The sequence below is a fragment of the Ancylobacter aquaticus genome (assembly GCF_004339465.1).
In the GTDB taxonomy this organism is placed as follows: domain Bacteria; phylum Pseudomonadota; class Alphaproteobacteria; order Rhizobiales; family Xanthobacteraceae; genus Ancylobacter; species Ancylobacter aquaticus.
Window position 1 is genome coordinate 1,597,602 of sequence record NZ_SMFY01000001.1, and the last position, 15,925, is coordinate 1,613,526.

Consider the following 15,925-nt stretch of genomic DNA (forward strand, 5'->3'; position numbering starts at 1 on the left):
CGGCGTTCTGAAGCGGGGTCTTGCCGCCATGCGCCTAGCGGGGCCGCCGCGAATAGGTCGCCGCCACCAGCCGCCCGCCGAGCAGGGCGCCGACGAGGGCGCTCATGTCCTGCTGGCCCGGCGCCAGCGCGATGCGGTGGCGGCCGATGCGGTGGACGATGGTGAAGTCCTTGGCGGCCAGCCCCTGGTCGCGGAAGACCTGGCCGATTTCCTCGGCGTCGCCACCGATGATGGTGACGAATTCGTCTTCGCCGGGTGCGGCTTGGCTGCTGATGGTCGGGGTCATGTCAATTCCTCCCTGCGGCGTCTGGTGTAAAGATTTAACACTCGACGTAAGAAGGCAAGAAAGATAATGATTTGAGTGTGTTAAGCTGATAAGGCTTGTAAAGTTTACAGGCCGTTTTTGTAAAGCCAGCAAAGGGCCGGGCCATGCTCGCCACCGAACCGCGCATCGGCAGCCGGGTACAGAGGCTGCGCCGGGGCAAACGTATCTCGCAGGCAGACCTCGCGAGCGCGCTCGGCATTTCCGCGAGCTATCTCAACCTGATCGAGCACAACCGCCGGCGCATCACCGTGCCGTTGCTGATGAAGCTCGCCGGCTATTTCGGCATCGAGCCGGGCGAGTTGGTCGAGAACGACGAATCCCGTCTCGTCGGCGACATGATGGAACTGTTCAGCGACGAGCTGTTCGCCGAGAACGCGCTGACCAACACCGACATACGCGACCTCGCCACCTCGAATCCGGCGGTGGGGCGCGCCGTGGTGCGGCTCTACGACCAGTTCAAGACGCTGCGCGAGGCGCACCGCACCGGCGCCGGCACGCTCGATACGGACGCCGGGTATCACCCCTCGACCGACGCGGTCTCCGATTTCATCCAGGAGAACGCCAATCACTTCCCCACACTGGAAGCCGAGGCCGAGCGCATCCGCCGCGACATCGACGTCGCCTCGGATTCGTTCGAGTACGGGCTGAAGAGCTACCTCGCCAATGTCTTCGGGCTCAACTGGCGCTCCGCCTCGCTGCCCGCCGGCATCGCCCGCCGCTACGATGCGGGCGCACACGAACTCATCACCGCCGAGGTGCTGCCGCCGGAATCGGCGCTGTTCGTGGTCGCCCACCAGCTGGGCCTGCTCGCCGCCTCGCGCCAGATCGACGAGCTGATCGACGCGGGCAACCTGCCGGCGGACGCACCCATCGTCACCCGCAACGCGCTGGCGAGCTATTTCGCCTCGGCGCTGGTCATGCCCTATGAGCCGTTCTTCGTCGCCTGCCAGGAGACGCGCTACGACATCGAGCGCGTCCAGCGGCGCTTCCGCACCAGCTTCGAGCAGGTGTGCCACCGCATGACCACGCTGCAGCGGCCGGGGCGGTCCGGCATCCCGCTGCATCTGGTGCGCACCGACATCGCCGGCAATATCTCCAAGCGGTTCTCGCTGTCGGGAATCCATATTTCCCGCCACTCCGGCGCCTGCCCGCGCTGGAATGTCTATGCCGCCTTCTTCCACCCCGAGCGCATCAATGTGCAGCTCAGCCAGATGCCGGAAGGCCAGCGCTATTTCTGCATCGCCAAGTCGATCACCAAGGGCGGCCACCGGCACAATGCGCCGCGCCGGCACCTCTCCATCGGGCTCGGCTGCCACATCAGCCATGCCCACCAGATGGTCTATTCCGACGGCATGAACCTGTCCGATCCCTCGCAGACCGTGCCCATCGGCGTCGGCTGCCGCATCTGCCCGCGGCTCGACTGCGAGCAGCGCGCCCAGCCCCTGACCGATCATCGCTTCACCCTGAACGAGATCGACATGTCGGAGAGCTTCTACGCCCCGGCGCGGCGGGGACTGTGAGGGTCAGTCCACCTTCTCACCTGTCACCTCGCTGAGCCGCCGCCCCATCTCGTCGCTGTAGCGCTTGACCGCGTGCGCCTCGCTGAGAATGCCGACGACCTCCCCACCCGGCAGGGTGACGGCGAGCGCATCGGCCTCCGCCCGCTCGAACAGGTCGAGCGCCTCGCGGATGGTCTGCGTGGGAAGCAAGCTCGCATCCGCATGGCGCAGCAGGGCGCGCAGTGTCTCCGGTTGATCGTCCCGCGTGGCGTCGTAGAGCGCGGCGGGAGGGATCATGCCGGCGTAGCGGCCGTTCTCGGTGGCGACCAGCGAGAGGGTGGAGCCGGGCGGAAAGCGCCGGCGGGCCTCATTGAGCGGCGTTTCGATGTCGATGCGGGCCACTTCCTGGCGCATCAGCGTCGCGACGGTCAGCTCGCGCAGCCAGCCGATGTCGTGCGCGCCGCGAATGTTCTCGCCGCGCAGGTGGAATCGCCAGGTGGCGAAGGAGAAGCCGAACAGCCGCCGCGTCGCCAGCGAGGCGGTGCCTGCCGCCGCGAGCACGGCGAGGGTCAGTTGCAGGTTGCCGGTCATCTCCAGCGCCAGCAGCGTCATGGTCATCGGCCCCCCGACCACGGCCACAGCCAAAGCGCTCATACCGATGAGGGCATAGAAGGCGTGCCCCGGCACGAGGTCCGGCAGCAGCAGCCCCATCCCGCCCGCAAAGACGCGCCCGGCCATCACCCCCATCAGCAGCGAGGCGAAGAACAGGCCGCCGCGAAACCCGGCGCCGATGGAGAGGGAGGAGGCCGTCACCTTCGCCACCAGCAGCAGCGCCGCCAGCGCGAGCCCGGTGTCGGCGGCGAGGAAGTGATAGACCGCACCATGCCCGGCCGAGAGCACCGCCGGATTCCACAGGGCGAGGGCACCGACGATCAGCCCGCCCACCGCTGGACGCAGCCAGGCGGGCAAGGCGGAGCGGCGGAAGCCGGCTTCCACCAGCGTCGCGCCGCGCATCACGGCGATGCCGACCAGCGCGCAGAAGAATCCGAGCAGCAGCACCGAGGGCAGGTCGGCGAGGCTCGGCGCGTCGATCGGCGGAAGGGCCGGGTGGTGCTGGGGTGCCAGGAGCTGCTGGGTCAGGGCGGCGGTGAAGGTCGCCGTCATCATCGGCACGAAGGCGGGAATGGCATAGGTGCCGAGCACCAGCTCGAAGCCATAGAAGGCGCCCATCAGAGGCGCGTCGAAGGCGGCGCCGATGGCCGCGCCGGCGCCGCAGCCGACCAGCAGCCGCAGGTCTGCCCGTCGCACATGGAAGACCCGGCCGAACCAGGAGGCGAAGCCCGCCGCCGCCTGGGTGTAGCCGGCCTCCAGCCCCACCGAGGCGCCGACCCCGCTGGAGAACAGCGTCTGCAGCGCCACGATGAGGCTGTCGCCCAGCGACATCCGCCCGCCCTGGAGCGCATTGGCCTCGATAGGGTCGACCGGAGGGGTGGCGCGGGTGCGCAGGAAGGCCCGCACGCAGAGCCCGAAGGCGAGGCCGCCAAGCGCCGGCGCGAGCAACACCAGCAGCGGGGCGATGCCCTCGGTGATCGAGAGGTGGCCAGCGGCCGGAATGCGGAAGACGAGTTCGTGCAAGCCCTGCAGCGCCGCGTTCATGGCGATGACGACCAGTCCAGCGACAACGCCGACAAGGGCGGCAAGCACGACGATGCCAAGCTCGCTCGTGCGCACCAGACGGCGCAGTCCTTGTGCCAGATGCCGCTCGTCCGTGGTGCTCTCGGGGGTCACGTGCCGCTCGCTCTCGCCCTGTCCCGTCGGCCCACCCGATCAATGTTTTGCGGGTCGACCGGGTCGCGACATCAGGGATCCGAATGTCGCGGTCGGACCACTAGGCAAGGACAGGGCCGCGCGCAACCGTCCTCAGGCCGGCTTACCCAACGTCGCGTCGCCACGATGTGATGCGGCCGGGGATGACCGGGTCGGTGGCCGGGCTAAAGTCGCGGCGAAGCCACACGGATTCGGCGGCGCCCTTGCGGTGGGCCGCCCCACGCATGGGAGTTTTCCTGATGTCCGAAACGTCCGACTACACGTCGCCCAAGGTCTGGGTCTGGAACAAGGGCAATGGCGGTACCTTCGCCAATATCAACCGTCCAACGGCGGGCCCGACGCATGACAAGGAGCTGCCCATCGGAAAGCACCCGCTCCAGCTCTATTCGCTGGGCACGCCGAACGGGCAGAAGGTTACGATCCTGCTGGAGGAACTGCTCGCCGCCGGCCACGAAGGCGCGGAGTACGACGCCTGGCTGATCAAGATCGGCGAGGGCGAGCAGTTCGGCTCCGGCTTTGTCGAGGTGAACCCCAACTCGAAGATCCCGGCGCTGATGGACCGCTCGGGCCCGACGCCGATCCGGGTGTTCGAATCCGGCGCCATCCTGCTTCATCTCGCGGAAAAATTCGGCGCCTTCCTGCCGACCGACCCCGCCAAGCGCGCCGAATGCCTGTCCTGGCTGTTCTGGCAGATGGGCAGCGCGCCTTATCTCGGCGGCGGCTTCGGTCATTTCTACGCCTATGCGCCGTTCAAGATCGAATACGCCATCGACCGTTTCGCCATGGAGGTGAAGCGCCAGCTCGACGTGCTGGACCGGCGGCTCAAGGAGAGCGCCTATCTCGCCGGCGACGACTACACCATCGCCGACATCGCGGTGCTGCCCTGGTATGGCGCGGTGGTAAAGGGTTGGACCTATGGCGATGCCGGCGAATTCCTCTCCGCCCATGAATATACGAATGTGCTGCGCTGGGCTGACGCGCTGTTCGCCCGGCCGGCGGTGAAACGCGGGCGCATGGTCAACCGCATGCCCGGCGAACTCTCCGAGCAGCTGCGCGAGCGCCACGACGCCAGCGATTTCGACACGCGCACCCAGGACAAGCTGGAGGGCTGACGGCGCGGGCATGAAAAAGGGCGCCCCGGGGCAGGGGGCGCCCTTCCTCGCGACGGGGTGACGTCAGGCGCACAGGCGCGTGAGTTCGCGGATGTCGCCCAGCTGTTCCAACCGGCGCACCGTCTCGATGATGGACTCGGTCTTGGCCTTGTCCCAGCGCGCGAATTCGGCGCAGCCACGGAACTTGTCGGCGGCCTCGTCATAGCTCATCGGGTTGGCCGGGCTGCCCTTGCCGAAGTCGGAGCGACCGGAGATAGTGCGCCCGTCCTTCATGTGGATGTCGATGATGGTGGTCATCTTGTCGTAGCCGGCGGCTTCCGCCTCCGGGTGGACATGGAAGTTCACCCGCTCGATCATCGCCTTCACGTCGTCCCGCTCCACCGTTTCGTCGGTGAATTCCGGCAGGCTGCCGCGCCCGTCGAGCAGCAGGATGGCCATGCAGAATTCCATCGAGAACTTGGCCTGAAGCTCGTTCTTGGGCCGGTGGTGGATCAGCGCGTTCGGCATGTTCTGGTTGGTGCCGACATCCACCCGCTCGACATCCTCTGCCTTGATGCCGTGGGTGCGGATGAGTTCCAGCATCTTGGTCATGCCGGGATGGGTGAGCGAGCCCGACGGGTGCGGCTTGATGGAGACGCCCGGCGAGGCGAAGGTCCAGGGCTGGCCGAGCTTGCCGACGATGGCGCCGGGGTCGAAGCCGCCGCCCGCCGCCTGGAAGAAGCCGCGCGGCGCTTCTAGGATCTTGTCGGTGGTGGTCCATCCCAGAGCCGCGAAGTCCGCCGCCACCACGCCACTCTCCGAGGACCGGCCGGCGTGGAAGGGCTTCATCATGGTGCCGAAATTCTCCCGCAGCCCGGCCGACTGGCTGCCGGCGCAGCCGAAGGCGCGCACCATCTGCTCGGCGTCCAGCCCCTTCAGCTTGCCGGCGGCGGCCGCCGCCGCATAGGTGCCGCAGGTGGCGGTGGCGTGGAAGCCGTGCTGGTAGTGGCGAGGGTTGATCGCCTCGGCGATCTTGCACTCCACCTCGACGCCGAGGTGATAGGCCAGCATCATGTCCGGCCCGGAGCGGCCATCGGCTTCGGCAACGGCGAGCGCCGCCGGCAGGGCGGGCGCGGTCGGGTGGGTGAGCAGGCCGTAGACCCGGTCCTTGGCGACGGCGAGCTGGGTGTCGTCATAATCGTCGGCGTGGATGCCGACGCCATTGGCGAAGGCGGCGAAGCGCGTCGGCACCTTCAGCGACGTGCCGATCACGGTGGCCGGCCCTTCCTTGATGCCGAGTCCGGCCAGATAGGTCTGGATATGCTCGCCGCTCTTGGCCACCGAGCCGGAGAGCGCGAGCCCGATGCCGTCGAGGATCGACTTCTTGCCGAGTTCGATCACCTCGGCGGGCAGGTCGGCATAGGTGGTGCCGACGACGAATTCGGCCACTTCCTGGGTGAGGCCGTCGACAACCGGTTGGGCCTGCGCGGGGTTGGTCTGGTGCAGCGTCATGGGGACGTTTCCTTCTGTCTCGTTGGACGGGGTCAGACCGCCGAGGAGGGCAGGGCGCCGATGATGGCGTCGGTGAGTTCGCGCGTGCCGGCGGTGCCGCCGAGATCGCGGGTCAGGCTGTCGCGACGGGCCAGCACGTCCTCGATCGCCTGCTCGATGGCGTGGGCGGTGGCCTCCTCGCCGAGATGGCGCAGCATCATCGCCCCCGACCAGATCTGGCCGATGGGGTTGGCGATGCCCTTGCCGGCAATATCCGGCGCCGAGCCGTGCACCGGCTCGAACATGGAGGGATAGTCCTTCTCCGGATTGATGTTGCCGCCCGGCGCGATGCCGATGGAGCCCACCACGGCGGGGCCGAGATCGGACAGGATGTCGCCGAACAGGTTGGAGGCGACCACCACGTCGAACCAGTCCGGGTTGCGCACGAAATGCGCGGTCAGGATGTCGATATGGTACTGGTCGGTGGTAAAGCCCGGATATTCCTTGGAGATCGCCGCGAAGCGCTCGTCCCAATACGGCATGGTGTGGCTGATGCCGTTGGACTTGGTGGCCGAGGTGACATGTTGCTTGCGGCCCTTGGCCAGCTCGAAGGCGTAGCGCATCACCCGGTCGCAGCCACGGCGGGTGAAGATCGACTGCTGCATCACCAGCTCGTCCTCCAGCCCGTCATAGAGCCGGCCGCCGATGGAGGAGTACTCGCCCTCATTGTTTTCGCGCACGACATAGAAGTCGATGGAGCCGGCCTCGCGGCCCTTGAGCGGGCTCTCGACGCCGGCCAGCAGCTTCACCGGGCGCAGATTCACATATTGATGGAAGCTGCGGCGGATCGGGATCAGCAGGCCCCAGAGCGAGACATGGTCCGGCACGCCGGGAAAGCCGACGGCGCCGAGAAAGATGGCGTCCTTGTCGCGGATCTGGTCGAGGCCGTCCGCCGGCATCATCGCCCCGGTCTTGGCGAAGCGCTCGCAGCTCCAGTCATAATGGGTCCAGTCGAACGAGAAGCCGCCGATGCGGCTGGCCGCCTGCAGAACGCGCTGCGCCTCCGGCACCACCTCGTTGCCGATCCCGTCGCCGGGAATGACCGCTATGGAATAGGTCGTCATGGAAACTCCTCGATATCGGGCGGCGGCACCGCAACGCATGCGGAAGGACAGTGTTCAACGCCTCGCCAACTGTCAACACTTTTTGCGGAATGGGTCACTGATCGCCGGCGCTTCGCTGTCGCGGCGAGAGCCGGAAAGTGGTCGAGACACAGCCAATCGCAACGTGTTCCCCATAGTTCCGCGCCGGGAAGCGGATTTCCCGTGGGGCATCGCGATCCGAGCCGGATGACGGGGGTTTTTGGGCATTCGGCCCATCATTGTTGACAATCGGCGATTTTGTGCGCGGAATGGCTCCATGCTCCGCCGCGTCGCAAATCCCGTCCGCACCCCGCGCACCGCCTCGTTCGTGCCGCTGATCCAGCGTGAGATCGAGCGCATGATCGGCACCGGAGAGCTCACCGGCGGCACCCGCATCAATGAAAGCACGCTGGCGCTGCGGCTCGGCATCAGCCGTGGCCCGGTGCGCGAGGCCTGCCGGGCGCTGGAGCAGATCGGCCTGCTCCGCAGCGAGCTGAACCGGGGCTTCTTCGTGCGCGAGGTCTCCACCAAGGAGGCGCTCGACCTCTACGATATCCGCGCCGGTCTTTTCGGCACCGCCGGCCGATTGGCGGCCGCCATCATCACCACGGTGCAGCTGCGCGGGCTGGAAGAGCTGATCGGCGAAATGGACGCGGCCATCGAGGCGCCCGACATCGCCGCCTTCTACACGCTCAACAACGAGTTTCACCGGCAGGTCGTCGTCGCCTCCGACAATGACAAGCTGATCGAACTGTACCCGCTGCTGGAGGCGGAACTGCATCTGTTCCGCCGGCGCGGCCTGGTGCTGCCCGGCTCGATGCGAACCTCCAATGACGAGCACAAGGCGATCCTCGACGCGCTGCGCCAGAGCGACGGCACCGGCGCCGCCCGCCTGCTGGAGCGGCACATCCTCGCTGGCAAGGCGCGCTTTCTGCGCACGCTTGAGGATGAGAACGCCACCGAGGCGCGCCCCGGGCCGCTCGACCCCCGACATTCACGTTCCAAGGACAGGTAGTTCCATGACCGCGCACCCCCTTCCCATCCTCGCCCTCACCCCCGGCGACTGCACCGGCATCGGCCCGGAACAGACCGCGCGCCTTCTCAGCCAGGGTGGCCTAGAGGATGTGGCGCGGCTCGTGGTCGTCGGCGACGCCCGCGTTCTGGAAATGGGCGCCCGCCATGCCGGGGTGGACCTCGCTTTCGCCCGCTACGCCTCGCCGGGCGCGGTGGACTGGGAAGCACCCGGCATCCCGCTGGTCGATCTCGGCAATACCGACCCGGCGGCGTTCCCGCTCGGCGTCGCCAATCCCGATTCCGGCCGGCTGACTGGCGACACGCTCTCCCGCGCCATCGACTTTGCCAAGGCGGGCGAGGTAGACGGCGTGTGCTTCGCCCCGCTCAACAAGCAGGCCATGTTCAAGGGCGGCTGGCGCTTTCCCGACGAGCACAAGATGTTCGCCCATCTGCTCGACCATAAAGGCCCGTTCAGCGAGATGAACGTGCTGGAGGGCCAGTGGATGACGCGCGTCACCTCGCATGTCTCGCTGCGCACGGCGCTGGACCAGGTGACGTTCGACGCCGTGTGCGGCGCGCTGCGCCTTGCCGACACGACCATGCGCAAGGCCGGCATCGACGCCCCCCGCATCGCGGTCGCGGCGCTCAACCCGCATGGTGGCGAAGGCGGGCTGTTCGGCACCGAGGAAATCGACATCATCCGCCCAGCGGTGGAGGCAATGGCGGCCCAGGGCATCGACTGCGAGGGCCCGTTCCCGTCCGACACCGTCTATCTCAAGGCGTTTGCCGGCGCCTATGACAGCGTGCTGGCGATGTATCACGACCAGGGGCAGATCGCGACCAAGCTCAAGGGCTTCAACAAGGGCGTGACTATCACCGCCGGGCTGGAAGTGGTGTTCACCACCCCGGCGCACGGCACCGCCTTCGATATCGTCGGCAAGGGCGTGGCCGATATCGGCGCACTCCGGTCCGCGATCCACCTCGCGGCCCGCGTGGCGTCCCGCAAGATCGAGGCCCGCGCCGCCGCGTGAGGCGGCGTTACTCCCTCTCTCCGCCGGAGAGGGGGAGGCCCGCTTCAATCGTTGCGGGCGTGCCCGTCGACGGCGGCGATCAGCCGGCGCTTGGCCAGCGCCACATGGCGCCAATGCGTCACCTGCGCCCGCTCGCCATCGCCGGAGGCCAGCGCTTCCAGCATCGCCCGGTGCTCGCGGTTCGACACCGCAAGACCGCCGCCCTGCACCAGCGCGCGGGCACGGAACAGATGCAGCTTGTTGACGAAGCGGTGGTACTCGGCAAGCAAAGTACGGTTGCCGCACGAGCTGACGATGAGATTGTGGAAGCCGAGATTGAGCGGGTAATAATCATCGAAGCTGCCGCGCTCGGCCACCGCGTCCATCTCGTCGACCATGCGGGTCAGCTCCGCGAGCAGGCCGTCGGTCATGCGTTCCGCCAGCAGCCGGCCGGCCTGGCCGAACAGTGCCGCGCGCACGTCGTAGATTTCGACCGCGTCCTCGACCGACAGCCGCCGGACGAAGACGCCGCGATTGCGCACCACCTCGACCAGCCCTTTCGCCTCAAGGCTACGGGTAGCCTCGCGGATCGGGCCGCGGCTGGTGCCGAAACGGTTCGAGAGATGGATCTCGTTGATCCGAACCCCCGGCTCCAGCTCGCCAGTGAGAATGAGGCGCTCAAGTTCCTTTTCGAGCGCGCTCGTCAGGGAGACGCTCTTCACAACGGTCAAATCGTTCAAATGCGCGGAATCGCTGACAATGCTCATCCGTTAATTGTAAACAGTTTCGCGTTGGAAGGCTTCCAGTTTCTACGCCACGCTGCGGGTTGCGCCGGCTTCCGCGACACTTTGACGTTGAAGCAGGGCGATCACCGCCGCCGTCACGTCCTCAGTCCGCGCCGTTCCGCCGAGATCGGGCGTCAACGCGGTGCCATCCGCCGTCACCTGCTCGATGGCGACCATGAGCCGCGTGGCCGCCTGCGCCTCGCCCAGATGCTCCAGCATCATCACCGCGCTCCAGAACGCGCCGATCGGGTTGGCGATACCCTTGCCGATCAGGTCGAAGCCGGAGCCGTGGATGGGCTCGAACATGGAGGGGGTGGAGCGGTCCGGCGCCAAATTCGCCGTGGCGCCGATGCCAAGGCTGCCGCTCAGCGCCGAGGCGAGGTCGGAGAGCACGTCGGCATGCAGGTTGGTGGCCAGCACCGTGTCGACCGTGCCGGGGCGCAGCACAAGGCGCATGGTCATGGCGTCGACCAGCATCCAGTCGACCTCCAGCTCCGGGAAGTCCTTGATCACCCCCCGGCACACCTCGTCCCACAGCACCATGCCGTGGCGTTGCGCGTTGGACTTGGTGACGATGGTCAGCTTCTTGCGCGCCCGCGACATGGCGAGTTCGCAGGCGAAGCGGCACACCCGCTCGATGCCGGCGCGGGTGAACACCGAGACGTCGATGCCGACCTCGATCGGCAGGCCGCGATGCGCCCGGCCGCCAGCGCCGGCATATTCGCCCTCGCTGTTCTCGCGCACGATCACCCAGTCGATGTCCTTGCCGAGTTCCGGCCGCAGCGGGCCAATGATGTTGGGCAACAGGCGCGAGGGGCGGACATTGGCGTATTGGTCGAGCCCCTGGCAAATGGCGAGGCGCAGTTCCCACAGGGTGATGTGATCAGGGATCTCCGGATCGCCGACGGCGCCGAAATAGATGGCGTCGAAGCCGCGCAACGTGTCGACGCCGTCCTGCGGCATCATGGTGCCGACGCGGCGATAGCGGTCCGAGCCCCAGTCGAAGCTCTCGAAATCGAAGCCGAAGCCGCCTTCGGTGGCGGCCAGCGCGTCGAGCACTTCGCGGCCGGCATTGATGACGTCGGAGCCGATGCCGTCCCCGGGAATGAGCGCGATTTTATGCCGGCGCATGAGCGTGGTTCTCCATGAACTTCAGAATGCCGTCGACCATGTCGGTCTGGGTGCCGGTGCCGCGAATGTCGGGCGTGCGGGTCGCGGGGTCGGCCAGCGCCGCGTCGATGCCGGCCTTCATCAGCGCGGCCGCCTCGCCAGCGGCGGGAATGCCGCGCCGGCGCCCGAGCCATTCGATCAGCATCCGGGTGGATTCGATCATCGCATAAGGGTTGGCGATGCCCTTGCCGGCGATGTCGGGTGCCGAGCCATGGGTGGCCTGCGCCATGGCGATGTCGCCCCGTCCGATGCACAGGCCCGGCGCCATGCCGAGCCCGCCGACCAGCCCGGCCGCCTCGTCGGTGAGGATGTCGCCGAACATGTTGGTGGTCACGACCGTGTCGAAGCGCTGCGGCTCGCGCACCAGCTTCATGGCGAAGGTGTCGACGATCACCTCCTCGATGGCGACATCGGGGAATTCCTTCCCCGCCTCGTAGCACTCCTCCACGAACATGCCGCAGCCGAGCTTGAACACGGTGTTCTTGTGCACGACCGTGAGCCGCTTCTTGCGGGCGCGGGCGATCTCGAAGGCGGCGCGGGCGACTTTGCGGCTGCCCTCGCGGGTGATGACGCGCACCGAGATGGTGGTGTCGTGGGTGGGGCGGAACTCGCCACAGCCGGCCACCACGTTGCGGTCCGGCTGGAAGCCCTCATTGTTCTCGCGCACGATGACGAGGTCGATATCGTCATAAAGGCAGCCGAGCCCGGGATAGGAACGGGTGGGGCGCACATTGGCGAACAGGTCGAAGCTCTTGCGCAGGATCGGGTGCGGGTTGATCGCCTCCGGCACCTTCGGATAGGCCTGATGGCCGATCGGCCCGAGAATGAAGCCGTCCAGCGTGCCGAGCGTCTCCAGCGTGCCCGGCGGCATGGTGTGGCCGAGCTCGTCTAGCGCCTTGCGGCCGAGCGGCATCGGGCGCCAGTCGATGGCGAGGCCGCAGGCCTGCGCCGCTGCGCTCGCTATGCGGTGCGCGGCGGGCACGATCTCGTGGCCGATATCGTCGCCATTGAGGACGCCGATGCGGAGCGGCGGGTGCGAGGCCATGGCGCTCACTCCGCCGCGTCGCGCAGGCCGGCCGGCACCGAGGCGCGGGCGACTTCGCCGACATCGCCGAGTTCCGGCAGGCGCCAGCACAGGGCCATGAGAGCCTGCGTGACCTCGTCGCCGACGACCAGCGACGCCTGGTGGGCGAATTTGCGCTCCAGGTGGGCGTTGCTCAGCGGTTTCTCGTGGCTGCCGATGGCGCGCTCGATCACCTTCTCGATCACCCGCCCGTCAGTGAACTCCACCTCGATGACGACGGACGCCTCGTGCACGGACGTGTCGGAGGTGGCCGAGACCTTGTCGCGCAGCGCGATGATGTCAGGCGCGTTGGCGGCCTCGTCGGTGAAGGCGGTGGGCGAACCATCGCCGCGCAGCAGGGCGCAGGCGGCGGCGTGGAAGACGCTGAACTTGGTCTCCAGCCCGGTCTTCGGCGTGCGCTTGCCGGTCAGTTCCAGCACCAGCGGGTGGGTGCGCAGGCGCACCGCCGCGATCTTCCGCACCGCGTCGCCGAGTTCCTCGCGCAGCTGCTGGCAGCCATCAATGGTGGGGTGGATGACGATGCCGCAGGCAAACGGCTTGTAGGAGTTGAGCCCGGCCTCCCAGTTCTGCCCGAGCCCACCGAGGATCTCGTTATAATCCTGCTTGGTGGAGAGCACGTTGGCGAAGCCGCGCGGCGCCTCGATCGCCCGCAGCGAGCTGTCGAAGCCGGCTTTGGCGAGGAAGGCGGCCAGCGCACCATTGCGGGCGGCGGCGCCGGGATGCAGGCTCTTGCACATGGTGCCGAACATTTCGCGCAGCCCAGAGGCCTGCGTGGCGGCAATGCCGAGTGCCCAGACCATCTCGGTCTCATTGAGCTTGAGCATGTGGCCGACGGCGGCGGCGGCGCCGAACACGCCTGTCGTGCCGGTGATGTGCCAGCCGCGGTCATAGTGCTCGGGATACACGCTGTTGCCGATCCGGCATTCGACCTCGACGCCGACGATCAGCGCGTTGAGGAAGTCGGCGCCGGTCATCGGCTGATATTCGGCCGCCGCCAGCAAAGCGGAAGCGACCGGGCCGGCGGGGTGGATGATGGTTTTCAGGTGGGTGTCGTCATAGTCCAGCACATGGGAGGAGATGCCGTTGATCAGTGCCGCGTTCGGCACGTCCAGCCGCTCGCCGCGCCCGAGCACGCTCGCCTGCGGCTTGCCGGCGAAGGGGCCGATGCCGGCCAGCGCCCGGTCGACGGTCTCGTGGCTGGCGCCGCCGACGGCGCAGCCCATCCAGTTGAAGAAGGTGCGCACGCCTTCGGCCTGCACGGGGGCGGGAATGTCGTCGAGCCTGCAGCCGACGATCCAGGTGGCGAGTTGGCGGGTGACGTCTTTCGTGGACATTCTGTTCTCCTTTAAACGAGGCCGCGCGCGATGCCGCCGTCGACATTGATGGATTGGCCGGTGACGTAGCTGGCGAGCGGGCTGGCGAGCCAGGCAACCATGACCGCGATCTCGTCCGGTTCGGCGAAGCGCCCGAGCGGGATCTCGTGCGAGAATTCCGCGTAGATCTCCTCCACCGGCACGCCGCGCTCCGCCGCCATCTTGGTGGCGCGGTTGATCCAGAGAGCGGTCTTGGTCCGGCCGGGGCCGACCGCGTTGATGCGGATGCCCTTCTCGCCGAGTTCCAGCGCCAGCGTCTTCACCAGGCCGAGCAGGCCGGCCTTGTGGACATTGGTCATGATCTGGTGGGCGTAGGGCATCTTGGCCGCCGCCGCGCCGAGCGTGACGATGGCGGGCGCCTCGCCCTGCTCCAGAAGCGGCAGGCCGGCGCGGATGGTGCGCACCGTGGAGAGCACGTTGAATTCGTAGCTGCCGAGCCAGTCGTCATCGCCCAGCGTGTCGAAATCCGCCCGCACGCTGCCGCCCACCGCGCTCACGAGGATGTCGAGCCCGCCCCACAGCGCGTGCGCCTGCGCCATGAGTGCGACGGCCGAGGCGGCGTCCTTCACCACATCGGCAACGAAAGTCTCCGGCGCGCGCCCGGTCGCCGCGATGAGGCGGGCGCTCGCGGCGTCGAGATTGTCCCGGCTGCGCGAAGCAATGAGCACCCGCGCGCCCTCGCGCAGCAGAATGGCGGCGGTGGCCTCGCCAATGCCGTAGCTGCCGCCGACGATGACGGCGCGGCGGCCGTCAAACCCCAGATTCATAATGGCTCCTCAGCACGAAACGGTAGACGCGGAAGACGATCAGGATGGTCGACGAGATCACCGCGATGCGGACGATGTGAAAGGCCGTGACGAGCTCGGCATCGGCGTGCATCGCCTTGGCGGTCAGCACCATTTCGGTGATCGCCGCCGGGGCGAGGGCGAGGAAGCTGGTGGTCAGCGGCAGGCCGGTGGCGAGCGAGAGCACCTCTGCGCCGACGGCGGCGGCGAGGATCAGCAGCACCCCGATCAGCAGCCCGGAAGCGGCAACGCGCGGCAGCCGCACGAACAGGTCGCGCTTGAACCGCATGCTCAGCCAGACGCCGATCATGATCTGCGCGGCGATGATGAGGATGCCGGGCACCGCGACATTCATCAGCCCCGAGGCGCCCAGCGCCGCGCTCGGCAGCAGCGAGCCGAGCAGCCACGGGTTGGGGATCACCGTCGGGCGCAGCGCCTGCGCGCCGAGATAGGCGATGACGAGGCCGAGGGCGAGCAGTAGCAGATCGTGCGAGGTGGCCGGATCGACCGTGTTGACGGTGCCGGCTTCGCCGAAGGCGAACACCATGAACGGCACGATGCTGACAACCGTCGTCACCCGCAGCGCGTGGACGATCGACACCGCATTGGTGTCGCCCCCGCGCGCCGCCGCCACGACGGCCATGTCGGCCATGCCGCCGGCGGCGGTGGCGAAGAAGGCGGTGGTCGGGTCGATGCGCGCCAGCGGCCGCATGATGAGCGCGCCGATGAAGGTGGCGAGAATGATGTAGAGCGTCGCCAGCAGCATCGCCGGCAGCAGTTCCAGCGAGACCAGCAGTAGATGCGGGGTGAACCGCATGCCGATGGCGAGGCCGACGATGACCTGTCCGATCTCGCGCAGATGCCACCCGGCCTGCAGCGGCACGCCCGAGACGTTCAGCAGGCCGCAGACGAAGAGCGGTCCGAGCATCCAGGGCAGGGGGATGTGGATCAGCGAGGCGGCATAGCCGGCAGCGGCGGCGAGCGTATAGGTGCCGAGCAGGCGCAGCCCGGCCCAGTGCCAGGAGGGTTTCGGCGAGGGGCTGGGCGAGGAGCCCCGCGAGGAAGCCCGCAATGCCTCTCCTTCGCCCGCCGGATCGGGCGGTTCGGAACGCGCCGCCATCACCCGTTCGCTCGCCCGGCACGCGCCTGCGTTTTCGTCACGGCGATTCGGGTACGCACGACGATTTGGGAAATGCGGGAGGCCGGCATCCGGCGGTGGCGCGGGCGTTCGGACATGACGGCCTCCCCAATGTGCCGCGACGGTTTACAGGGCCGCGACGGCTTGTTGGCGCCTGTCTCGCAGCGGGCAGGTCTCCGCCGGCAGGGCAT

14 protein-coding genes are annotated in these 15,925 nt (G+C 67.8%); 4 read left to right on the forward strand and 10 right to left on the reverse strand.

Annotated features, from left to right (window positions below):
• Positions 1-34 precede the first annotated feature (34 nt).
• Entirely contained in the window at positions 35-286 is a 252-nt protein-coding gene (locus EV667_RS07350; RefSeq protein WP_131834597.1) for a hypothetical protein, read from the reverse strand.
• Between the two features lie 143 nt (positions 287-429).
• Between EV667_RS07350 and EV667_RS07355 the strand changes: the two genes are divergently transcribed.
• The gene (locus EV667_RS07355; protein WP_131834598.1) at positions 430-1,845 is read left to right on the forward strand and encodes a helix-turn-helix domain-containing protein; all 1,416 of its coding nucleotides are present in this window, start codon (positions 430-432) and stop codon (positions 1,843-1,845) included.
• A gap of 3 nt (positions 1,846-1,848) precedes the next feature.
• Here EV667_RS07355 and EV667_RS07360 read toward each other — a convergent pair whose 3' ends face one another.
• Entirely contained in the window at positions 1,849-3,612 is a 1,764-nt protein-coding gene (locus tag EV667_RS07360) for a chloride channel protein (protein WP_131834599.1), read from the reverse strand.
• A 278-nt stretch (positions 3,613-3,890) separates the two neighbouring features.
• On the opposite strand from EV667_RS07360, the gene yghU reads away from it, so the two are divergent.
• The gene (gene yghU / locus EV667_RS07365) at positions 3,891-4,763 is read left to right on the forward strand and encodes a glutathione-dependent disulfide-bond oxidoreductase (RefSeq protein WP_131834600.1); all 873 of its coding nucleotides are present in this window, start codon (positions 3,891-3,893) and stop codon (positions 4,761-4,763) included.
• Between the two features lie 63 nt (positions 4,764-4,826).
• Here yghU and EV667_RS07370 read toward each other — a convergent pair whose 3' ends face one another.
• Entirely contained in the window at positions 4,827-6,254 is a 1,428-nt protein-coding gene (locus EV667_RS07370) for an MmgE/PrpD family protein (RefSeq protein WP_131834601.1), read from the reverse strand.
• A gap of 32 nt (positions 6,255-6,286) precedes the next feature.
• Positions 6,287-7,357: a tartrate dehydrogenase gene (locus EV667_RS07375; protein ID WP_131834602.1), complete on the reverse strand. Its 1,071-nt coding sequence runs from the start codon at positions 7,355-7,357 to the stop codon at positions 6,287-6,289.
• Positions 7,358-7,652: 295 nt separating this feature from the next.
• Here EV667_RS07375 and EV667_RS07380 point away from each other — a divergent pair, with 295 nt between their 5' ends.
• Together EV667_RS07380 and EV667_RS07385 are read left to right on the forward strand one after the other, a co-directional pair.
• Positions 7,653-8,390, forward strand: coding sequence for an FCD domain-containing protein (locus tag EV667_RS07380; RefSeq protein ID WP_131834603.1), 738 nt, complete (start codon positions 7,653-7,655; stop codon positions 8,388-8,390).
• A 4-nt stretch (positions 8,391-8,394) separates the two neighbouring features.
• A complete protein-coding gene (locus EV667_RS07385) occupies positions 8,395-9,420 on the forward strand; it encodes a PdxA family dehydrogenase (RefSeq protein WP_131834604.1) in 1,026 nt (341 codons plus the stop codon).
• A gap of 44 nt (positions 9,421-9,464) precedes the next feature.
• On the opposite strand, the gene EV667_RS07390 is transcribed toward EV667_RS07385, so the two are convergent.
• From EV667_RS07390 to EV667_RS07415, 6 genes are read right to left on the reverse strand one after another with little or no spacing between them, the layout of a single operon-like run.
• A complete protein-coding gene (locus EV667_RS07390; protein ID WP_131834605.1) occupies positions 9,465-10,166 on the reverse strand; it encodes an FCD domain-containing protein in 702 nt (233 codons plus the stop codon).
• Between the two features lie 42 nt (positions 10,167-10,208).
• On the reverse strand, positions 10,209-11,315 hold the full coding sequence (locus tag EV667_RS07395; protein WP_131834606.1) for a tartrate dehydrogenase: 1,107 nt from the start codon (positions 11,313-11,315) through the stop codon (positions 10,209-10,211).
• Positions 11,302-12,399 (reverse strand): isocitrate/isopropylmalate dehydrogenase family protein, encoded by a 1,098-nt coding sequence (locus EV667_RS07400; RefSeq protein WP_131834607.1) that lies wholly within the window; start codon positions 12,397-12,399, stop codon positions 11,302-11,304. The genes EV667_RS07395 and EV667_RS07400 overlap by 14 nt, the downstream gene beginning before the upstream one ends.
• A gap of 5 nt (positions 12,400-12,404) precedes the next feature.
• Positions 12,405-13,772, reverse strand: a complete 1,368-nt coding sequence (locus EV667_RS07405) for an MmgE/PrpD family protein (RefSeq protein ID WP_131834608.1) — start codon at positions 13,770-13,772, stop codon at positions 12,405-12,407.
• 11 nt (positions 13,773-13,783) lie between these two features.
• Positions 13,784-14,578: an SDR family oxidoreductase gene (locus EV667_RS07410; RefSeq protein ID WP_131834609.1), complete on the reverse strand. Its 795-nt coding sequence runs from the start codon at positions 14,576-14,578 to the stop codon at positions 13,784-13,786.
• Positions 14,562-15,716 (reverse strand): AbrB family transcriptional regulator, encoded by a 1,155-nt coding sequence (locus EV667_RS07415; protein WP_245516016.1) that lies wholly within the window; start codon positions 15,714-15,716, stop codon positions 14,562-14,564. Before EV667_RS07415 ends, EV667_RS07410 begins: the two co-directional genes overlap by 17 nt.
• Between the last annotated feature and the right edge of the window lie 209 nt (positions 15,717-15,925).

Excerpts from the sequence above, each read along its gene's own strand:
- EV667_RS07350 (WP_131834597.1), bottom strand. The coding sequence starts at position 286 with ATGACCCCGACCATCAGCAGCCAAGCCGCACCCGGCGAAGACGAATTC.
- EV667_RS07355 (WP_131834598.1), top strand. The coding sequence starts at position 430 with ATGCTCGCCACCGAACCGCGCATCGGCAGCCGGGTACAGAGGCTGCGC.
- yghU (WP_131834600.1), top strand. The coding sequence starts at position 3,891 with ATGTCCGAAACGTCCGACTACACGTCGCCCAAGGTCTGGGTCTGGAAC.
- EV667_RS07370 (WP_131834601.1), bottom strand. The coding sequence starts at position 6,254 with ATGACGCTGCACCAGACCAACCCCGCGCAGGCCCAACCGGTTGTCGAC.
- EV667_RS07375 (WP_131834602.1), bottom strand. The coding sequence starts at position 7,357 with ATGACGACCTATTCCATAGCGGTCATTCCCGGCGACGGGATCGGCAAC.
- EV667_RS07380 (WP_131834603.1), top strand. The coding sequence starts at position 7,653 with ATGCTCCGCCGCGTCGCAAATCCCGTCCGCACCCCGCGCACCGCCTCG.
- EV667_RS07385 (WP_131834604.1), top strand. The coding sequence starts at position 8,395 with ATGACCGCGCACCCCCTTCCCATCCTCGCCCTCACCCCCGGCGACTGC.
- EV667_RS07390 (WP_131834605.1), bottom strand. The coding sequence starts at position 10,166 with ATGAGCATTGTCAGCGATTCCGCGCATTTGAACGATTTGACCGTTGTG.
- EV667_RS07395 (WP_131834606.1), bottom strand. The coding sequence starts at position 11,315 with ATGCGCCGGCATAAAATCGCGCTCATTCCCGGGGACGGCATCGGCTCC.
- EV667_RS07400 (WP_131834607.1), bottom strand. The coding sequence starts at position 12,399 with ATGGCCTCGCACCCGCCGCTCCGCATCGGCGTCCTCAATGGCGACGAT.
- EV667_RS07405 (WP_131834608.1), bottom strand. The coding sequence starts at position 13,772 with ATGTCCACGAAAGACGTCACCCGCCAACTCGCCACCTGGATCGTCGGC.
- EV667_RS07410 (WP_131834609.1), bottom strand. The coding sequence starts at position 14,578 with ATGAATCTGGGGTTTGACGGCCGCCGCGCCGTCATCGTCGGCGGCAGC.
- EV667_RS07415 (WP_245516016.1), bottom strand. The coding sequence starts at position 15,716 with ATGGCGGCGCGTTCCGAACCGCCCGATCCGGCGGGCGAAGGAGAGGCA.